This is a genomic window from Roseibium marinum (assembly GCF_002906165.1).
Lineage (GTDB): Bacteria > Pseudomonadota > Alphaproteobacteria > Rhizobiales > Stappiaceae > Roseibium > Roseibium marinum.
In genome coordinates, this window is sequence record NZ_PPCN01000006.1 from 134,074 (window position 1) to 153,394 (window position 19,321).

At 61.3% G+C, this 19,321-nt stretch carries 20 protein-coding genes; 8 read left to right on the forward strand and 12 right to left on the reverse strand.

Going from position 1 to position 19,321, the window contains the following annotated elements; all coding sequences use genetic code 11:
* Window positions 1-162: 162 nt before the first annotated feature.
* The 4 genes from CLV41_RS15030 to CLV41_RS15045 all read right to left on the reverse strand — a co-directional run bounded on the left by CLV41_RS15030 (window position 163) and on the right by CLV41_RS15045 (window position 5,337).
* Window positions 163-969 (reverse strand): inositol monophosphatase family protein, encoded by an 807-nt coding sequence (locus tag CLV41_RS15030; protein ID WP_103223235.1) that lies wholly within the window; start codon window positions 967-969, stop codon window positions 163-165.
* Complete coding sequence (locus tag CLV41_RS15035; RefSeq protein WP_103223236.1) at window positions 966-2,039, reverse strand: ABC transporter ATP-binding protein; 1,074 nt, start codon at window positions 2,037-2,039, stop codon at window positions 966-968. The genes CLV41_RS15030 and CLV41_RS15035 overlap by 4 nt, the downstream gene beginning before the upstream one ends.
* Window positions 2,036-4,246, reverse strand: coding sequence for an ABC transporter permease (locus CLV41_RS15040; RefSeq protein ID WP_103223237.1), 2,211 nt, complete (start codon window positions 4,244-4,246; stop codon window positions 2,036-2,038). Before CLV41_RS15040 ends, CLV41_RS15035 begins: the two co-directional genes overlap by 4 nt.
* Before the next feature lie 68 nt (window positions 4,247-4,314).
* Entirely contained in the window at window positions 4,315-5,337 is a 1,023-nt protein-coding gene (locus CLV41_RS15045; RefSeq protein ID WP_103223238.1) for an ABC transporter substrate-binding protein, read from the reverse strand.
* 152 nt (window positions 5,338-5,489) lie between these two features.
* Between CLV41_RS15045 and CLV41_RS15050 the strand changes: the two genes are divergently transcribed.
* Entirely contained in the window at window positions 5,490-6,485 is a 996-nt protein-coding gene (locus tag CLV41_RS15050) for a LacI family DNA-binding transcriptional regulator (protein ID WP_408013927.1), read from the forward strand.
* A gap of 28 nt (window positions 6,486-6,513) precedes the next feature.
* On the opposite strand, the gene CLV41_RS15055 is transcribed toward CLV41_RS15050, so the two are convergent.
* From CLV41_RS15055 to CLV41_RS15070, 4 genes are all read right to left on the reverse strand, one after another.
* Window positions 6,514-7,233 carry a spermine/spermidine synthase domain-containing protein gene (locus tag CLV41_RS15055; protein WP_146048571.1) on the reverse strand — a complete coding sequence of 240 codons (720 nt, stop codon included), beginning with the start codon at window positions 7,231-7,233 and terminating at the stop codon, window positions 6,514-6,516.
* A 43-nt stretch (window positions 7,234-7,276) separates the two neighbouring features.
* Entirely contained in the window at window positions 7,277-7,780 is a 504-nt protein-coding gene (locus CLV41_RS15060; RefSeq protein ID WP_103223239.1) for an RES family NAD+ phosphorylase, read from the reverse strand.
* The gene (gene parS, locus CLV41_RS15065) at window positions 7,777-8,244 is read right to left on the reverse strand and encodes a type II RES/Xre toxin-antitoxin system antitoxin (protein ID WP_103223240.1); all 468 of its coding nucleotides are present in this window, start codon (window positions 8,242-8,244) and stop codon (window positions 7,777-7,779) included. Before parS ends, CLV41_RS15060 begins: the two co-directional genes overlap by 4 nt.
* Before the next feature lie 176 nt (window positions 8,245-8,420).
* On the reverse strand, window positions 8,421-8,852 hold the full coding sequence (locus CLV41_RS15070; protein ID WP_103223241.1) for a YqaA family protein: 432 nt from the start codon (window positions 8,850-8,852) through the stop codon (window positions 8,421-8,423).
* A gap of 9 nt (window positions 8,853-8,861) precedes the next feature.
* On the opposite strand from CLV41_RS15070, the gene CLV41_RS15075 reads away from it, so the two are divergent.
* Entirely contained in the window at window positions 8,862-9,053 is a 192-nt protein-coding gene (locus CLV41_RS15075; RefSeq protein ID WP_103223242.1) for a hypothetical protein, read from the forward strand.
* Between the two features lie 176 nt (window positions 9,054-9,229).
* Here CLV41_RS15075 and CLV41_RS15080 read toward each other — a convergent pair whose 3' ends face one another.
* Window positions 9,230-11,443 carry an esterase-like activity of phytase family protein gene (locus tag CLV41_RS15080; RefSeq protein ID WP_103223243.1) on the reverse strand — a complete coding sequence of 738 codons (2,214 nt, stop codon included), beginning with the start codon at window positions 11,441-11,443 and terminating at the stop codon, window positions 9,230-9,232.
* Window positions 11,444-11,642: 199 nt separating this feature from the next.
* Complete coding sequence (locus tag CLV41_RS15085) at window positions 11,643-12,485, reverse strand: GNAT family N-acetyltransferase (RefSeq protein ID WP_103223244.1); 843 nt, start codon at window positions 12,483-12,485, stop codon at window positions 11,643-11,645.
* A 69-nt stretch (window positions 12,486-12,554) separates the two neighbouring features.
* Between CLV41_RS15085 and CLV41_RS15090 the strand changes: the two genes are divergently transcribed.
* The 6 genes from CLV41_RS15090 (at window position 12,555) to CLV41_RS27565 (ending at window position 18,238) form a co-directional block, all read left to right on the forward strand.
* Entirely contained in the window at window positions 12,555-12,893 is a 339-nt protein-coding gene (locus CLV41_RS15090) for an HU family DNA-binding protein (RefSeq protein ID WP_103223245.1), read from the forward strand.
* A 37-nt stretch (window positions 12,894-12,930) separates the two neighbouring features.
* Window positions 12,931-14,880, forward strand: coding sequence for a radical SAM protein (locus CLV41_RS15095; protein WP_170107204.1), 1,950 nt, complete (start codon window positions 12,931-12,933; stop codon window positions 14,878-14,880).
* Window positions 14,852-15,397, forward strand: a complete 546-nt coding sequence (locus tag CLV41_RS15100) for a 2OG-Fe(II) oxygenase (RefSeq protein ID WP_103223247.1) — start codon at window positions 14,852-14,854, stop codon at window positions 15,395-15,397. The genes CLV41_RS15095 and CLV41_RS15100 overlap by 29 nt, the downstream gene beginning before the upstream one ends.
* On the forward strand, window positions 15,394-16,431 hold the full coding sequence (locus CLV41_RS15105; RefSeq protein WP_170107205.1) for a CmcI family methyltransferase: 1,038 nt from the start codon (window positions 15,394-15,396) through the stop codon (window positions 16,429-16,431). Before CLV41_RS15100 ends, CLV41_RS15105 begins: the two co-directional genes overlap by 4 nt.
* A gap of 225 nt (window positions 16,432-16,656) precedes the next feature.
* On the forward strand, window positions 16,657-17,856 hold the full coding sequence (locus CLV41_RS15110) for a multidrug effflux MFS transporter (RefSeq protein WP_103223361.1): 1,200 nt from the start codon (window positions 16,657-16,659) through the stop codon (window positions 17,854-17,856).
* A 172-nt stretch (window positions 17,857-18,028) separates the two neighbouring features.
* The gene (locus tag CLV41_RS27565) at window positions 18,029-18,238 is read left to right on the forward strand and encodes a hypothetical protein (RefSeq protein WP_146048572.1); all 210 of its coding nucleotides are present in this window, start codon (window positions 18,029-18,031) and stop codon (window positions 18,236-18,238) included.
* 201 nt (window positions 18,239-18,439) lie between these two features.
* On the opposite strand, the gene CLV41_RS15120 is transcribed toward CLV41_RS27565, so the two are convergent.
* Together CLV41_RS15120 and CLV41_RS15125 are read right to left on the reverse strand one after the other, a co-directional pair.
* Window positions 18,440-18,949, reverse strand: a complete 510-nt coding sequence (locus CLV41_RS15120; protein ID WP_103223250.1) for an arsenate reductase ArsC — start codon at window positions 18,947-18,949, stop codon at window positions 18,440-18,442.
* 15 nt (window positions 18,950-18,964) lie between these two features.
* Complete coding sequence (locus CLV41_RS15125; RefSeq protein ID WP_103223251.1) at window positions 18,965-19,300, reverse strand: ArsR/SmtB family transcription factor; 336 nt, start codon at window positions 19,298-19,300, stop codon at window positions 18,965-18,967.
* Between the last annotated feature and the right edge of the window lie 21 nt (window positions 19,301-19,321).

A 19,321-nucleotide genomic window follows, 5' to 3' on the forward strand; every position in this document is an offset into this window, starting at 1 on the left:
CAGACGTTCGGAATTTTTTTTGACACCGGCTGCGGACCGATCAAACCGCCGAGACACCTTTGTGCTGGTAATAGGTCCTTGTGAGACAGTCTCGTCCATCACAGACAGTCCTCAACAATCCCGCCGAAAGCTCCAGCAAACGCCTTTCCTCCCCCAGCCTCCCTACCAATCCGGCGCAGATCCAAAAGCACAAATATCCCGGAGTTCGTCGTACGCCCCTGACGAGGCGCCCATGACCGGTGCGGGGAGGGTCAGGCCAGGGCCGTCGGGGAACGGCAGAACGCGGCCGCCGGCCTCGAGGATGAGGACATAGCCCGCCATGCAGTCCCAGGCGCTCATGCGGGGTTCGGCGTAGCCGGTCAGGCGGCCGGCGGCGACCCAGGCGAGCATCAGCGCGCCGGAGCCGTAGCGCATCCAGCCGGCGCCGGCGTCCATCAGCTCGGTCAGCATCCGGCCGACGCGTTTGCTGGCCACCCGGTCGTTCGCGCCGATGCCCAGCAGACCGGCGCGAAGATCGCCGTCGAGCGCGCGGATCGGTGCGCCGTTCAGTGTCGCCCCCTGGCCCCGGAAGGCCACGAAAAGCTCGTCCAGCACCGGTGCATAGATCACGCCCAGCGCCGGGCCGGCGTCGTCGCAGGCGCCGATGGAGACGCACCAGCCCGGCAGGCCGTTGAGGAACGGCGCGGTTCCGTCGATGGGATCGATCACCCAGGTGAAGCCGGACCGGCCTTCGCTCAGCCCGTGCTCTTCGCCCAGTTGCGCGTCGTCCGGAAAGGCCTTGTCCAGGGCGCTGCGGATCAGGGTTTCGACTTCCCGGTCGGCCTCGGACACCAGATCGGTCACATGGCGCTTCGTCTCGACGACAAGCGCGTCGCGCCGATGAAAATACTCCAGCGCCAGGTCACCGGCGCGGCGGGCCAGATCGACCGCCAGGCTCAAGCGTTCCGCATTCAGGTCATTCAGCATCATGCAGTCCCCGGGATCAGCGCAACGCCGCGCGGGCGTACTTCCAGGGCAACAGCCGTGCCCGACGGCAAAGGCGTGTCGCTCTCATCGTCGACCACGAAAATCCGCTCCAGCGGGCCGTCGATTTCATATTCGACGTGATCGCCGAGATAGGCGGAAGAGGCGATGGTGCCCTTTATGCCCGTTCCATCCCCCTTTCCGGCAACCGTCACTTTCAGCGCGTTCGAGCGCAGCGATATCTGCGTGGGTCCGGGCGACTGGCCCCTGGAGGGCAATGACAGCGTCACACCACCCAGCTCGACCTGCGCGACATCGCCTTGGACCGACAGCACGCGGCCGTCGACCACATTCGCCTCGCCGATGAAGTCGGCGATGAAGTCCGAGGCCGGGGATTCGTAAAGTTCGCGGGGTGTGCCGATCTGCGCGACCTTGCCCTCCTTCATCACCACGATGGTGTCGGAGACGGCGAGCGCCTCCTCCTGATCGTGGGTGACGTAGACGGCGGTGAGACCGATCCGCTGCTGCAACTCGCGAATGTCCGTGCGCACCTTGCGGCGCAGTCGGGCATCAAGGTTCGACAGCGGTTCGTCCAGCAGCAGCACCTGCGGCTCGAGCACCAGCGCCCTCGCCACGGCGACGCGTTGCTGCTGACCGCCGGAGAGTTCCGCCGGCAAGCGGCCCGCGAGGCCGGACAGGCCGACCAGTTCCAGCGCCTCTTCCGCACGCTTGCGCGCCTCGGCCGATTTCATGCCACCTGCTTCCAGGCCGTAGGCCACGTTCTGCCCGACGCGCATGTGCGGGAACAGCGCATAGCTCTGGAACACCATCGACACGTCGCGCCGGTCGGCAGGCAGGCGGGTGACATCGTCGCCGCCGATCAGGATCTGTCCGTCCGTCGGGCTTTCCAGCCCCGCCAGCATCCGCAGCGTCGTTGTCTTGCCGCAGCCGGACGGCCCCAGCAGCGTGACCAGCTTGCCGGGTTCGATGTCCAGCGTCAGATCGGGAATGGCGGTGAAACTGCCGAAGGTCTTCCGCACGTTGCGGAACGCCACAGCGCCTTTTGTCTGCGTCATGCTCGTGCTTCCTTTGCGGAAAAACTGGAATTGGCGGCCTTTTCCTCGCCCCGCCGGATGCGGCGTTCCCCGACCAGCAGCTGGAAGCCGCCGATGACGGTGATCATCACCAGGATCAGGACAGAGGAATAGGCGATGGCGATGCCGTATTCGCCGTTCTCGACCAGCCCGACGATATAGGCCGTGGCCATGTTGTATTTCGCGCTGACCAGAAAGATCACCGCCGAGATCGAGGTGATTGCCCGCACGAAACTGTAGACCAGCGCGGCGAGGATCGCTGGGCGCATCAACGGCAGGATCACCTTGCGCATGGTCCGGCCGGAACTTGCCCCCAGCGTCAGGGACGCTTCGTCAAGCGAGCCGTCTAGCTGCGCCATGGCCGCCACCCCGCCGCGCACGCCCACGGGCATGTTGCGGAAGACGAAGCAGGCAATCAGGATCGCCGCGGTGCCTGTCATCTGCAGCGGCGGCAGGTTGAACGCCATGATGTAGCTGATGCCGATCACCGTGCCGGGAATGGCAAAGCTCATCATCAGCGCGAATTCGAACACCCCGCGCCCCGGGAACCTCTGGCGCACGATCAGCCATGCGGTCAGCAGGCCCACCGCCGCGGTCAGCGGCGCCGCGATCAGCGCGATCTCCATCGTCGTCCAGAAACTGTCCCAGGCGACACCGGTCCAAAGGACCCCGTTGTCCCAGCCAACGCCGAAGGCCTTGGCGTAGTGATCGAGCGTCAGGGAGTGGTCGAGACCCCAGATCTTCACGAAGCCGCCGAACAGGATCATCGCATAGACCGTGATGGTGAAGGCGGCCCAGGCGACAGCCACCGTGATCACCGGCCAGCCGACCCGGCGCGGCAGGCTGATATGCCGCCCGCCGTCGCCCTTGCCCGTCACCGTCGCATAGTTGCGCCCGGACAGCCAGAGCCGCTGCGCCAGGAAGGCCGAAAGGGTGAAGAACAGCAGGACCATCGCCAGCACAGCGGCGCGGGACGGATCGTTCTGCGCCCCCACCACGGCGAAAAAGATTTCGGTCGACAGCACACCGCCGGAGCCGCCCAGCACCAGCGGGTTGCCGAAGTCGGCCATCGACTCGATGAAGCCGATCAGGAAGGCGTTCGCCAGCCCCGGAGCCATCAGCGGCAGCGAGACCTTGCGGAAGGTCCGCCAGCGGTCGGAGCGAAGGGTCTGGCTGGCCTCTTCCATCGACGGGCTGATGCCGTCCACGACCCCGATCAGGACGAGGAAGGAAATCGGGGTGAAACTCAGCATCTGGGCGATCCAGATGCCGGTCAGTCCATAGAGCCAGCGCCCCAGTTCCCAGCCCGTGGCGGACTCGATCACCTGGGTCAGCGATCCGGAACGCCCCAGCAGCATGGTCAGCGCGAGGCCGACGACGAAGGGCGGCGTGATGATCGGCAGCACCGTCAGCAGGCGCAGCGATTTCTTGAACCTGAAGCCCGTCCGCGTTGCCACCAGCGCGAACACCAGGCCGAGCAGCGTCGTCCCGGTCGCGGTGCAGATCGCAAGGAAGAAGGTGCGCCATGCAACACCGCAGTTTCCGCCCCAGAAGCAGGCCAGCGACCAGATTTTCGGGTCGACAATATTCCGGCGCACGCCTTCGCTGGTGAAAGACCCGTCGAACTCCTGAAACGCACCGGCAAACATCGACACCAGCGGGTAAAAGACAAACGTGGCGACCAGCAGCACCAGCAGCGTGATCGCGCCAAGCACGAAGGCATCGCCCTTGAGGGCACCGCGTTCGGCGGCGCCAAAGGCGATCATCAGGGCAAAGAGCGTTCCCAGCACAACGGCGCCGGCACCGAATGCCTGCTGCCCGGCGACATCGCCGAAGGTCGCTTCAAGCAGCCCCCAGTTCCAGCCGCGCAGGCCGATTGCCAGCCCTTCGGCCAGCATCCAGGCGAGACCCGCCGCGCCGACGGCAATCAGCGCACCGCCGCGTTTCCCGGGGGCCTGTGTGAACCGCAGCAAGACGGCAACGGCGAGCAGCATCAGAACCGGCCAGAGCTGCCAGCGCCCCATCAATCCCTGCACCAGACCGGGCCAGAGCTTTTCTGAAGAAATGAAATCTTCCAGCCATTCGAAGCTGAAGAAACCCGAGCGAATGCGGTACCAGGGCAACGCGATCAACGCGAAGACCCCGGCCGCGAGGATCAGATCGAGCCTGCGGTTGTCTCTGGATGTCATGGATCGGTCCGATGGGTCTGGAAGGCCGGGCAGCGGGTGACCGGAAGGCCACCCGCCCTGTCAGGGATTTACTGGAGCGGCAACGAGCCGATCTCTTTATCCCAGCGCGCCAGAAGCGCCTTGCGCCGTTCAGCACTGCCGTATTCGGCGAAGTCGTAGTCGATCAGCTTGATCGTCGACAGATCCGGAGCTTCCTTGGGCGGCTTTGCACTGGCGTTGGAGGGGATCTGGAACGAACCGGCCTCCGGCATCAGGCTCTGGACTTCCGCCGTCAGCACCCAATCGTAAAATGTCTTCGCGGCTTCGGGGTTCTGAGCCCCCTCGACCATGGACATGGAGCCGATCTCGTAGCCCGTTCCCTCGCAAGGAGCGACAACGCCGATCGGGAAGCCGGCCACAGCCTGCGCGACGGCGTCATGCTGGAACACGATCCCCAGACCGGTTTCGCCGCGCGCGGCGGCCTTCACAGGCGCACTGCCCGACTTGGTGTATTGCGAGACATTGGCGTGCATCTTCTTGAGGAAGTCGAACGCCTCGTCTTCGCCGAGCAATTGAACCAGCGTCGCCAGCGTCGTGTAGGCTGTGCCAGAGGAGTTCGGATCGGCGATCTGGATCTCGCCCTTCAGCGCGGGATCAAGCAGGTCGGCCCAGCACATCGGCGGAGCGATCCCCTTTTCTTCAAGGATCTTGGTATTGTAGCCCCAGCCGAGCGCGCCGGAGTAAACGCCCACGGTGTGATAGTCGGAGACCTTGGCCTGGCCTTGCGCCCAGTCCTGAAGTTCGCCCAGCATGGGCGATTCATACTTCGCGCTCAGCCCGTCCTGGCCGGCCTGAAGATGCGGATCGCCGGTGCCGCCCCACCAGAGATCGGTTTGCGGGTTGCGGGCCTCCGCCCGGATCTTGGCATAGGCTTCGCCCGACGACAGGCGCACCATGTTCACGTCGATGTCCGAATGGCTGGCCTCGAACTCGCTGACAAGCTTCTCGCAGATCACCACGTCAGCCGAACAGATCAGGTTCAGCTCGTCCGCCATCGCACTGGCAGGCGACACGGCAAGACCGCCCAGAAGGGCATATTTCAAAAGTTTCATGATTTCCTCCCATTTTCCCAAAATCCGGGAATTGGTGTTTTGCACACCTGTGCATTAAATTGAAACCAATGCCGCCTCTTGTCAAGAAAGTGTCAAAAATTTGTTATAATTAGACCAAAGGAACCAGATGCACAGCATTGCGGGAATGTGACATGATCAAGAACAAGGTAAGCGCGAAGGATGTTGCGCAACTGGCCGGCGTATCGCGCACAGCCGTTTCGCGAGCGTTTACACCTGGCGCATCCGTCTCTTCCGAAACGCGGGCCAAGGTACACGCGGCGGCCGAAACACTGGGGTATCACGTCAACAATCTGGCGCGCGGGCTTTTGACCTCGAAGACGGGCATCGTTGCGCTGATTTCGGCCGAGATCCAGACGCCCTACCGGTCCTTTCTGCTCGCCACCCTGTCCGAGAGGTTACAGGCCGCGGGCAAGGTCGGGCTGCTCATCAATACGGACCGCTCGGACGAAAGCGTGGCGCAAGCGCTGCGGCAAGCCATTTCCTATCGCACGGATGCAGCCATCGTGCTGTCCGGCATGCCCGATGCCTCACTGGCCGAGATCTGTCTTCGCAACGGCATGCGTCTGGTCCTGATCAATCGCAACGAGGAGCGGGCGGGCACCTTGCGGATCAGGGTGAACGACTTCGCAGCCGGGCGGCAGGCCTTCGCCTCGCTTGCGGCCGCCGGGTGCACACGCCCGGCGCTTGCCTCCTCCCAGGCACGAACCCCCAGCCTGGAAGATCGTTGCAGGGGCTTCCGCGCGGCCGCCGCTGAAGCGGGAAGCGAGGTCATTGAGGAAGCAAGCGGAATGACATCTTACCAGACAGGTCTTGACGTGGGCACACGGCTCCTGACCGGATCAAAAAGACCGGACGGGATTTTTTGCGTGACGGACCTGATCGCCTGCGGCGTCCTCGACGCCGCCCGCCGCCGCTTCAAGCTGCGGGTGCCGGAAGATGTCTCCGTGATCGGTTTCGACGATATCGAGCAGGCTTCCTGGGAAAGCTACAACCTGACGACGTTTCGCCAGCCGGTGGAAGAAATTTCCGACGCCGCGGTCACCTATCTTTCCGAAACGTGGGACGACACCCCACGTACGGTCACGCTTCAGTCACGCCTGGTCTGGCGTGGCAGCATCCTCGATTAGAGCATGTCGCGTTTAAGCGGATTTCAGCTCAGCCCTTGCGGCCCAGGTAGACGGCCTGCGTGACCTCGCGCCCGTCCTGCAGGGGGTTCGCGAACACCACCGGCTCGGCCCAGGCCTCTTCAAAGGCTTGCCCCAGCAAACCCGTGATCGCCTCATCCGGCGCCTCGTCGGACCACAGCCCCACAATCCCGCCGGCCTTCACGAACCGCTTCAGAGCGCGCAGACCATCTGCGGTGTAGAACCCTTGCGACCCGCCATGCAGCAGCCGGTCCGGCGTGTGATCGATGTCGATCAGAATGGCGTCATACTGACGGGCGGGCCGGTCTCCATCGAAGCCGGCATCGGACGCCGCCATGGCAAAGAAATCCCCTTGCACCAGCTCGCAGCGCGGGTCGTCGGCGAGCTCGGCCTTCATCGGCACAAGCCCTTCCCTGTGCCAGCGGATCACCGGCTCCAGAAGGTCAACGACCGTGAGCCGGGCAACCGCATCATGCGCCAGCGCGGCCTGAGCGGTATAGCCGAGGCCCAGCCCGCCCACCAGCACATCCAGGTCCCCGCCGCTTAGCGCCGCGAGCCCCATATCGGCCAGCGCCACCTCGGATGCGGTGAACAGGCTCGACATCAAGTGCTCCTCGCCGAGCAATATCTCGAAGACATCGGTCTTGAGGGCGAGGATATGCCGCCGGCGCAGCGAAATCGCGCCGATGGGCGTGGGTGAATAATCCAGTTCTTCAAACAATGCGCTCATGAGCGCACCATGACGATGGATTGGCTTTTTGGGAAGGGCGGAATCAGGAGAGGGTCTGCAGGCGTGGGTCGAGAGCAAACCTCTCCCGGGCAACATCGCCATAAAGGCCGTCCGCCTGATCCGCGTCAAAGATCAGATTCCAGCTATGCCGGGAAACGGCAGAGGGGATCAGGATGCAACCATGTTTGCGAAGAAGATTATTGCCGAATTTCTGCTGGTTCTTGCCCGGAGAGGCAGGCGTGATCCAGTTCGGATTGCCGATATCATCAGGCTCAACTACATGGAGCTTCGAGGGATCGATGATCCGGGCGGAGGTCAGATAATGGGGAGCCACGTCCAGAACCTCAAAACCCTTGTGGACGGCCACCTCTAGGCAGGCCGTGGCCGGATCCAGCGATGCATAGACCGCCCGCACACCCGGCGTGTTCCAGCGCCCGCCGACCCGGAAAGCGCCTTCTCCCGTGTGCCACGTCTTGTAATGGCGTTCCTGGTCGATACGCCACAGCCTGATCTCTCCCGAGCCAAGCGGAGGCGGCAACGGGATCACGCATAAACCCCGTATTCCAGGCGGGTCAGGTATTCCTCGACCGCCTCAACCCCGGCCGAGGTCGCAAGAAGATCGACAGGTTTCCGGTTGGAGAGGCCGATTGCAGGCTTGTTCATCCAGATTTCCGCGGCTTCCTCACCCCCCATCACATCGATGGCGTGGGCGAAGATTTCCGCGAAACGCCAGGCCCGGTTGCTTTGCTCTACACTGAGGAGCCGCGGGGCGCTCTTGGCCTTGTGCCGCTGCAGCGTGCGCAGACTGAGTCCGATCGCCTTTTTAAGGGCGTCGCCTCGCTCCAGAAATGTCACCGCCGAGACGAGATGCAGAAGCGCATCAGCAGGCAGGCCCTTCAACAGAACCTCATGCGCGTCCATCGCGTTTCGGACCCTGGCGTGGATTGCCTTCTCCCCGCCGAGAAGCCCGACAGCACGCCCGACATCGCTTTCCACCTGCACCGCTTCCATTACATGCACCTTCGCGTCAATTGACGCTAAATATACGACATGTGTCGTAAATATTCAAGGTTGGCCAACATCGCACCCTTGGCTCATCAACCGACGCTTCGAGCAGTAAGGACGGCGCTCAGGCGGCAACCCGGCAGAGGAAGTCCAAAATTGCCGAAATCCAGCAGCCCCCCCCCTCAAAACACCTGCAGCGTCACCAGCGCAACGATCAGATAACGCGCCGTCTTGGCAATCGCCACCAGCAGAGTGAAGCTCCAGAAAGGTTCCCGCAGCACTCCGGCCGCCAGGGTCAGCGGGTCGCCGATCACCGGCGCCCAGCTCATCAGCAGCGACCAGCGGCCGTAGCGGCGGTACCAGCCCGTCGCCCGCTCCAGCTTCCCGGGTTTGACCGGAAACCAGCGTGCCCCGGAGAACGCCGCCGCGCCGCGCCCGAGCCCCCAGTTGACCATGGACCCGAGCGTGTTGCCGAGGCTGGCGGCGGCCACCAGCAGGACGACCGGATCGGTTCCGGCGGCGATCAGGCCGGAAAGCCCGAGTTCGGACTGCGCGGGCAGAAGCGTCGCCGCCAGGAACGAAAGTCCGAAAAGACCGATGAGACTGGCGCTCATGAGACGGCAATGGCTGGCATGTTCGAGAGGAAGGTCATGGCCTCCCTATACGACAGAATCCCGACCTTGCCATACAGCCTTGAACGTTCTGCGGAACGGCTCGTTCTCGGCGAAGTCATCACCTCTTTCCGGAGTTATACCGACGCATCCATCGAAATTGCGCAGTCATTGCAGGGCTTGACCCTGCAATCCACGCCATGATCTCGCTTCGTGCCAGACCGGGTTTGCGGCAGCGAAACGGCATGGATGCCATGGCAGGACGGAGAAAAACAAGAGACGCCGGCAAGCGCGTCTTTCCCGAGGGGCAAACAAAAAACCCGGCAGCCGAAGCCACCGGGTTTTCCGTCAGGTCTTGGGAGGACCTTGAACTATTTGCCTCAGTGCAGGCGCGATGCCGGGCCGAGGTCGATGAGCTGGGTTTCGCCCGGCGCATCGTCGACGCCGTCATTGTCGGTGACCAGGATCAGGCGGCCGCCGGCGGTGATGGCCAGGCCTTCCGGCTTGTCCAGCACCCAGCCCTTGCCGGCCGCCATGGCCGGAAGAACGTCCATCGCGAAATGCTTTTCCAGAACCGGAAGCTCTTCGCCATAGGCGGCCGGTGTCACGCCATCCAGAGAGATCGTGGTGATCTGCTTGATGGCAGCATCCTCACCGCCCTTGTTGTCGCGTTCCAGGATGGCGAATTCGCCATTGCCCATGGAAACGATTTCCGACAGGCCGACCCAGCCACCGGCAGCGCTTTTCGGCGCGTCGAGCGGATAGTGGACGAAGCCCCAGGACTTTTTCGCCGGGTTGTAGATGGCCAGTTTGACCATGCCCTTCGGATCGTCCTTCCATTCGCGCTGAACGGCGACGGCCACCAGGGTCTCGCCGTTCATCTCGAACTCGGCAACGCCCTCGAAGGAGAAGCGCTGCGCCTGTGCGACCAGCTCTTCCGGCAGGGTGATTTCTTCCTGCACGGTGCCGTCGGTGCCGACTTTCAAGAGCAGGTGCTGCAGCTCCTTGTCCGGATGGCCTTCGGAAGCCAGCCAGAAGCCGCCGTCTTTTGCAACGGAGATGCCTTCCAGGTCGAGTTTCGCCTGCTTGCCGCCCTGAACGGTGACATAGGAAGTGATCTGTGCCGGCGAGGAGGAGATGTCCAGCGTGAAGATGCGGGCATCGTCATAGAAGCTGTCGCTGACAGCGTAGAGCGTGTTGGCGTCCTGCGGATCGGCGGCCAGACCGGAGAGAGCGCCCCAACCGATCGGAGCATGCTTTTCCGGGTCCATGGCGGAGACAACGGACGGATAGGCCGGAGCCTTGGCGCCGAACTTGTAGAGCGAGACATGCGCCCGCACACCGTCCTCATCCACTTCGTTGGCAACCGCGAAGAGATCCCGGCTCGGGATCGTCAGTGAGCCTTCCGGACCGACATGGGTCGGCAGGAACTGGACGAATTCCGGCTCGGCGCCGGTGTCCTTGTAGACCGCGACGAAGTTGCCGCGCTCCGAATTGACGAAGATCAGCGTCTCGCCGCCGAACTCACCGACCGCCACGCCTTCGGGCTCGGTGCCCTTCTTGGCGGCGCGCTTGGCCGGGTAGTGGCCGTGCGACATGCCCAGATGTTCCATTTGGTTGCCGCTGTCGAAGAGAACCTCGCCGCTGGCGTTCCAGATGGTGAAGCCGCGCGAGCCGCCTTGATAGTCGCCTTCGTTGGCGGTGACGAAACGCTCGTCGTCGATCCAGGCAACCGCATCCGGCTCGCGCGCGACGTTTTCGGTGGAACCGGACGCATCGCTCATGCGCGCCTTGGAGACCGGAATGTTTTCAGCCGAAGCCGTGCCGGCGGAAAAATTGGCGAGGATCTTGCCGCTCGCCAGGTCGACGATGGCGATGTGGTTGTTTTCCTGCAGCGTGACCACAGCCTGGTTCTTCGAGTTGATGGAAACGAATTCCGGCTCCGGATCGCTCGGCGCCACTTCGGCGAGGCCGGTCATGTCGACGATGCGTACTGCGTCGCAGTTGGTCGGCATGCCGTTGTCGTCGAGATCGAAGATCGCCAGGTGACCGGCGGGCATCTGCGGAATGACGCCGTCATTCAGGTCTTCGTCCCGCTCGTTCTCGATGGCTATCGCGACGAACTTGCCGTCGGCGGAAATGGCGACGCTGTCCGGCTGGCCCTTGGCGTCGCATTTGGCGGTGATGCCGAGGCCGTCCAGGGCGATGACAGCCAGATGACCGGTGGCGTTGACGTAATCCTCGCTGGTGTTGACACCGGCATAGGCCGCCTTGGCGCCGACGGCGACGGAAGTCGGCTCGCCACCGAGCGCCGTACGGCCCATCGGCTGAAGGTTCAGCGGGTTGGCGGCGTTGACGAAGACGATGGCCTCGCCCGGGCTGTCGGTGAACACCAGCGTGCGGCCGTCCTTGGAAGCGTAGATGATTTCCGCGACCGTCTGGGTGGCCGGATCGGCGCCTGCCGGAAGGGTCTTGTAGACCGGATAGGTGTTGATACGCTCGAAATAGTCCGCCTGAGCCGCCGATACGGCCCCAAGGCCGAACAAGGCGGCAAGACTGACACCTTTCAGGAAACGCCCGCGAAGATTCGCCATTGCACTAGCTCCCATATTGTTGGGTTTGAGGTGGCGGCAAGCTAGTGTCGGAGATTGCAGGTTCGGTGACATTTACATGAAGGTTTGGTGACACCTCTGGGCAGAAGCACCGGTCGGGGAATTTGTGTCGGCCTTCAACGCGCCATTGCGAATTCGGCAATGCCGTGAAACTGGCGGACTCCACCGGTGGAAATGAACTTCAGGTTCCATTGAGAGCCATAATCTCATCCAGTCTGAGATCCTGCCTGATCAGCACCGCCCGGGCGAGCGTGCCGGCCTGCTTGAATCCGATGGAGCGATAAAGCCCGCCGGCCGGACTGTCCGGACCGGTCACGGAAATAAAGACATCCGGATCGAACCTGGAGAGCATGGCCCGGCAACTGAGCGCCACCATCATTTTTCCAAGGCCCTTGCCCTGATGCTGAGGATAGATCCAGACCTCCTGCAGCCGGGCACCGCCACCGGTATCCAGAAAGATACCCATGTCGCCAACTTCCGCGCCAGCCAGGCGTAAAACAAACCAGTTTCCCCGTCCCTGCCTGGAAAGCGCCTTGAACTGCTGGAATTTATCCTGTTCAAAACGCTGTTTGAAATCCTGGTATTTCCCGGTGGCGAATGCCCTGATCCGGTTGTCCAGTATGCGCCGCCACTCAATGTCCTTCGAAACCGGCTCGATTAGGACGCCGCCTTCCCCGGGCACAGGCGCGATGTCCCGCGGACCGGCGCAGAAAACGGTCTCCCGGCCAATGGCGAAACCCCGTTGGATCAGTTCCTGTTCATGTTCCGTCCCCTGCCTGTCCTTCATCCAGCCGAAGGCAGTCGAAAAGGCCGCGGCTCTGCCGGGAAATACCATTTCATGCAGCCCGATCCAGGTCAGCGCCTTCGATTTCCGGGGAAGCGCCTCGAAGAGAAGAAAGTTCCCCCAAACGTGGTCGGGGTGAAGTCTTGACCTAACCGCATAGAACCCATCGTGTTTTTCAATTCCAAGCGTTGTGTTCAGGTCGATTTCGGATCGCCATCCGGGAGAAAATTCCTCATGCATACTTACAATTGTCTCCGATTGAACGCATACTAATATTACCCAAAGTAATTTTCGGTAGGATATTTTAAAATGGCTGAAAAGATATCGCACTACGATTTAATCGCAAAAATTGCCATGAATGCCAAGTTGACAGCTGCGGAAGTTGAAGAAGCTCTTGAAGTACTAAGCGTCGTCATACAGTCAACGTTGCAGGAAGGCGGCTCCGTTGATCTTCTTGGTGTGGGAACTTTCACGGCCGAAGGTGATGAAAAGCGCAGGGAAGTCCACTTCAAGGTGGGAGAGAGCCTTGCGGAAATTGTTTCTGAGCCTTCCATAAAGGCTCGAATTGAACGCCAGCCAGGCATTCTGTCGGGCACACTATTCTCTGTCGGCCCGGCCGACTTCGCGCACAAGGTCAACGTTTGCTAGCAGCGACCAAGCAGAACCGTCAGACATGGGGGTGCCTGTGAAACCGCAACGACACCGCTTTGCGCCGAGCCGTTATCGCGTAACAGCCGCATTCGGAAACAAGATCGCCGTTTGGTCGACACGGACCGGATCCATTGTCGAGCTGGACAAGGAGGATGCGGGTCACTTCGAAGACGGAACGCTGGACAAGATCAGCGGGCGTGTTATCGAAAATCTGCTTGAAGCTCGTCTCCTCGTCGATGGGGAAATCGACGAGCGCGATCTTGTGAACGCGGAAAACCGACAGGCGGCAGGCAACGATTCCGTTCTCGACATCGTGATCCTCCCGAGTTCGGATTGCGCATTGGGCTGCAATCTTGGCCAATTTGGCGCGTATTGCGGTCAAAAGCACGAAAAAGGCCGAATCCAGCCGAAATCGATTTCAGACATTGCGCAACTGGCCGATCGCTCCGTCCGGCCATGCCACACGCGCCTCAATGTCAACTGGTTCGGCGGTGAACCTTTGCTGGCTTTCGACCAGATGCGGCAAGTCACGGCCTCACTGAAAGGCGTCGCCGCAAGACACGGTCTTGATTATGACGCGGCGCTCGTGACTGGCGGTCAGATGTTCACGCTTGATATCGCGCGCGAATGCCATGTTTCCCTGAACATCAGGTCCGTCAGCATCACACTCGACGGCCTGCCGGACGTCCACGACAAGCGCAGGTGCACCAAAGCCGGCCGGCCGACTTTTGAGCGCATCATGGGAAACATCCGCGCGGTGGCCGGCGACCTCGATCTGAACACATTGGCGCTCTCCATAAGGTGCAACATCGACAGGAGAAACGTGGAGAGTTTCGACCGGTTGATTGATTATTTTGTCGAACAGGGAATTCAGGACAGGATCGAATTCTATCCGGCGAACGTTCATCCCTGGGGTGCGATGAACAACCGCGACCTTTTCCTTGCACCTGACGAATTTGCAGCCAGGGAAATTGTCTGGTTGCGGAAACTCATCGCCACGGGATTTACCAGTCCCCGGCTACCGAAACGTAAACCGATCGTGTGCCGCGTGGTCTCCTCGTCGCACATTGTCGTCGGCCACGACGGCGAGGTTCACCGCTGTACGGAAACTCCCCTGACGCCGGTCAATCTTCCAAAGGACAGTTTGGGCAACGCCGGACTATGGCAGTCCATCGATCAGGTCCCCAGGTGGGATTGGCACGACCAGGTCGAGAACCGGCGCTTTCCCTGCGCCGAATGCGTCTATCTGCCGGTTTGCGGCGGCGCCTGCCCTTTGTCCTGGACGACAGGCTCCGATGTGCCCTGCCCTCCCTTCCGGTTCAATGGCTCTGAAAGATTGGCGGTATTCATGAAATCCGTTCAAGCGGCGAGGTCTGGAGAGGACCCCGGCACCGATCTTACGATCAAGAGTTTTTCCATTCCTGAAATTCTGCAATTGTCATCTCCGGACGAGACCGTGAAACGCGACGTCGCCGCGTTCCTGAGAACGCTGGAAACGATAAGAAAAACGACACCGCCTGATAGCTACGAGAGCTGTGCTGAAGACCTTGAGCTCGGTTCGATCAAGGTTCCCTCGCTCACAGACCCCTACCTCAAGAAACTCGCTCAATCCTGCAATCTGGCGACCGCCTCGTATCTCCATTACCTCGACGGCAATCTCGCGAGGCTGACGGATCTGACAGAAGCGAATTTGCGATTGCTGTCTGCCGCCCAGAGGCTTGAACCGAAGCGCGATTTGCGGCTTGCCCAGGTCCAGACGATCCTCAACCTCCTGGGAGGTCAGCTAAAGGGCTTCGGGCGAATTGATCAGGCGCTCGCACAGAGCCTGGAAGCGTATCTCATGGGTTCGGGATCGCTCCGCCTGCCGTTTGTCATCCTCCCGCGCATTCAACCCGGCCGGTATCCCGAAGCCGTGCTGTCAGGTGCCTTGGCTTCCGTTCAGGAAATCCTGTCGCATGCGCAACGGCCGGCCTGCCAACATTGAGATGGGTGCGGATATGCTAAATCGCGTAGCCGCCGAGCTGTATTGGGGCCGGATCTTCGATCCCGGTCTCTCAGCACGGATTGCGGATCTCGCGACCTCTTTCTCAGACTATGAACGGGACAGGGGAGCCAATCCCGTCGGTGAGGATTTCCGGATTTCGGAACATCCCGGCATCTTCAGCCTGTACCGGACGCAGGAAGACTTCATTCGAGAAACCATACTTGAAACGGCGAATACGCGGCCTCTGACACCGCAAACCCCCTATATCGCACGCTATCTGCCCGGTCCGCGCGGTGGGCTTGATATGCATGCCGACAACAGCGCCTGGACGCTCATCTGGTATCTGAACGGCAATTTTTCAGGTGGTGAGCTGATGTTTCCGACCTTGGGCGTGTCGTTGAAGCCACGCGCAGGAATGGCAGTGATGTTCCCCGGAGGAGTGCTTTACCCACATGCCTCCGCTCCTGTTGCAAAAGGATGCAAGCTTGCCATGGTCATTATGGTGGATCGAAAATGACAGGGAAATCCAGCGAGATTTCAGTACCGGAGCTATCGAGTTATCTCGCGTTGCACTGCCATGAAACCGCATACAGATTCGAAACGCTAATTGGCGCATATCTTTCGTCCGGGTCGGAAAACCAGACTGGGGAAATCGCCTCCCAAAACCCGTCAAAAGCCGACGCGGACCTGCTTTCTCGGCGGATCAAGGCGGAACGGCTTCTCGATGGAATTCCGAAATATATAGACAATTACATGCTGACGCTTTTGGCCGCCCGACACCCACTCGAGCGGTTCGACCGGAGCATTTTACGATCCTATATAGGAAATCTGACGGCTCCCTCGCCGCGTTTCGTCTCCTGGAAGGACAGGCAAGCCGATCTTCGCGATCTCACCGCGAATGAGGTCCCGGGGACCGAATGGGACAAAGCGGCGCTCTTGAGCAGTCAAGGCGCGAGCGATGTTCTTAAATGGCGCGATGTGCCGGTATTCAAGCCCGCCAGCGACATGATGATCTACGCCATGCTCCTGTTCGAACTGAAACCGGCCACGATCGTCGAATTCGGTACGGGACATGGAGGATCTACAGGTTTCATGTCCGATCTGGCCCAGCTTTTCGGCCTGGACTGCGATCTCCATTCCGTGGACCGAACCGGAAAAGTTCCCGAAGGCTTTCACACCAATGCCAAACACCATATTGCCGATTGCCTGCAATGGGTGCGTGATGAGCTGCCGAAGCTTCGCTTGGCCCGGCCATGCCTCTTCATTGAAGACTTTCATGAAAAAACCGATGATTTTCTGAACCTGCTTGTCCCCAACCTGGACGTTGGCGACTATCTGGTGATTGAAGACAGCTTCATCAAACAAGCAGCGCTCGACCGTTTCCTGAGGGAACACACTGAAGTTCTCATCGACACCTTCTACACGGATTTCTTCGGAGTGAACTGCACCTCGGCCGTCAACAGCATACTGAGCGTGCAATCGGAGATGACCCGTTCGCCTTCTTCAACCTCTTCCAAGTCCCAGACGACGCAAGGCGGTCGACCTGGATAAAATGAGCTCAATAGCCGCAAATTCTTGCAAGATTGCCTCCGGCGCGCCAAAGGCGCGCCGGAGGCAATCGCCGGTTCACACCAGAAAAACCCGGTCCACGCCGGAAAAACAATGGGCCTCCGCAAGTAGCGTCTGGACATCCAGCCAATAGCCCCTATGGTAGGATGTTCCCAATTTGTGGCGTCACCTTTCTCCTCGAACGCTGCCCTTTTTTCGGATTTTCATATGCAGATCGGATTTGTCCGCTCCGCCGTCGTGCTGGGGCTCTTGGCCGTTGTCGGGCCGTTCGCAATTGACCTTTACCTCCCCGCAATGCCTGAGATTGTGCGGGACCTGAATACGGACGATGCGGCCGTCCACATGACCTTCACGGTCTATTTCATCGCCTTCGGTGTCGCGCAGCTCTTTTACGGGCCGCTCGCCGACCGGTTCGGCCGCAAGCTGCCCGTCTTTATCGGCCTTGTCGTGTTCATCGTCGGCTCCGCGGTCTGCGCTACGGCGCCCGATGTCTCCACCCTGACGATCGGCCGTTTCGTGCAGGCGCTTGGCGCGGCCGCGCCGATGGTGATTGTGCGCGCCGTGGTGCGCGACCTTCACACCGGCAGCAAGGCGACCCGGCTCATGGCTCTCGTCATGCTGGTCATCAGCATCTCGCCGATGCTGGCACCGCTGACCGGCAGCGTGATCATCCAGTTCGGCAGCTGGCGGCTGATTTTTGGCGCCCTTGCGGTTATCGCGCTGGCCGCGATGGTGCAAATGGCCTTTCTGCTGCCTGAAACACTGCCACCGGAGCGCCGCGGACGGATCGATGCGGTGGCGATGATCCGCAGCGCGGTCTACCTCCTGCGGGATGCACGGTTCATGGGCCTGACGTTGATCGCCGGCTTCTCGCTGGCCAGTTTCTTCGTGTTCATCGCCGCCGCGCCGCTTGTTTACATGACTCGCTACGGCCTGACGCCGACAGGCTTCAGCCTTGTCTTCGCGCTCAACGCGGTCGGCTTCTTCGCGTCGTCGCAATTCGCGGCAACGCTCGGGGAACGCTTCGGCATGGCCCGCGTCGCCTTTCTGGCGGTCTGCGGATTCACCGCGGCAACGTCGCTGCTCTTCGTGCTGGTCTGGAGCGGGATCGACGACCTGCCGGTGCTGATGGCCCTGCTCTTCATCGGCAACACCTGCCTCGGACAGGTCATCGCGCCGACCATGGTGATGTCCCTGGAGGAACATGGCGAACATGCCGGCATGGCCGCCTCGCTGGGCGGTACATTCCAGATGGTCTCCGGCGGCGTGATGATCCTGATCTGCAGCCCGTTCTTCGACCGCACGCCGCTGCCGCTGGTGGGCGCTGTCGCGGCCTGCGCCCTGACGGCGTTTGTCCTGGCGCTGCTGACCCTGCGCCCGGCGCGGGAAGGAAACGCCCCGGCCTGAACACCTGATTTAAGAGTTGAGGCGCCCTATGGCCCAACACTCCTGATCGGCAAACCTCACCGTCACTCCAGGCAGCATGAACCGGAGTGACGGGCGGCACAGGCGCGGTCCGCCAATGTTCCGTAGATTGACTCCTGCAAGCCTTGGTTCAAATGCCTTGAAGGAGACAGACATGTTCCGGACGACAATTATCTCAGCAGCGATTTTCTCGGTTTTCGCGGTGGCATCATCCGCCAATGCGGCCATGGATCCCGGTCTGCACATGAAGCAGGTCTCTCACTCAGCATCGGCGGGAACCAATCAAGATGGGCAGGATGTTGTGTTCCACCGCCGGGTGGAGTGCGTTTCCTTTTTCCGGGCCATTTGCCCCAGCCCGAAGTAACCGTGAGATACCCACGGGGAGCGATGCATCCGTCCTTGCCGGGATGATATCACTCGAATGCTTTTATACCGGACGCTGTCACCCGCCAGTTCCACCGGACGACACACGCGGCTCATCTGCCTCTGAAAGCAAGACCCCTGCGCTCGTCTGAACGCAGGGGTTTGCTGTCTTAGGGTACGGACGGCTCTTCAGGCGCCGCCGTCAGGCCGGTTCGCGGGTGGTCTTGCCGATGTCGTTGAGCCTCTTCTGCAGGGAAAGCTTGTCGAGGGACGCCATGGGCAGGCTCATCATGATCGAGATGCGGTTGTTGAGCATCCGGAACGCCTCGTTGAAGGCGACCTGCTTCTCGGCCTCGGTGCCTTCCACCGCCGCGGGATCCGGCAGACCCCAATGGGCGGACATCGGCTGGCCCGGCCAGACGGGGCAGCTTTCCTTCGCGGCGTTGTCGCAGACGGTGAAAACGAAATCCATCACCGGAGCGCCCGGCTCGGCGAACTCGCTCCAGTCCTTGGAGCGCAGATCATCTGTCTTGAAATTCAGCTTCCGCAGAAGCGCCACAGCTTCCGGCCTGACGCTCCCGGCAGGATCGGACCCGGCGGAAAAGGCCTTGAAGCGGCCCGCGCCGTTGCGGTTCAGGATGGCCTCGGCCATGATCGACCGGGCGGAATTCCCGGTGCACAGAAAAAGTACGTTATAGACACCGTCCGACATAGGGACCTCCCCGAGCTAGATTTTCCGGCAGGCGATTGCTTCCATCACCTGCGCGCACAATTCCGGATGACCGCCGCAGCAGTCAGCCATCAAAAACGTCAACAGCTCCTTCGTGCCTTCAAGGTCCGCGAAATACCGGACGGTCCGGCCCTCGCGCTCGTTACGGACCAGTCCCGCCTGCAGCAGCACCGACAAGTTGGCCGACATCGTGTTCTGGCGAACACCCAGCACTTCGCCGATATCTCCGGCGCTCATGCCGGCCGGACCCGCGTTGATCAGCAGCCGGAACACTTCCAGCCGTGTTTTTTGACTAAGCGCCCCAAAGGCACTCAAGGCAGCATTTATATCCATGATTCATGATATCTTGATTTA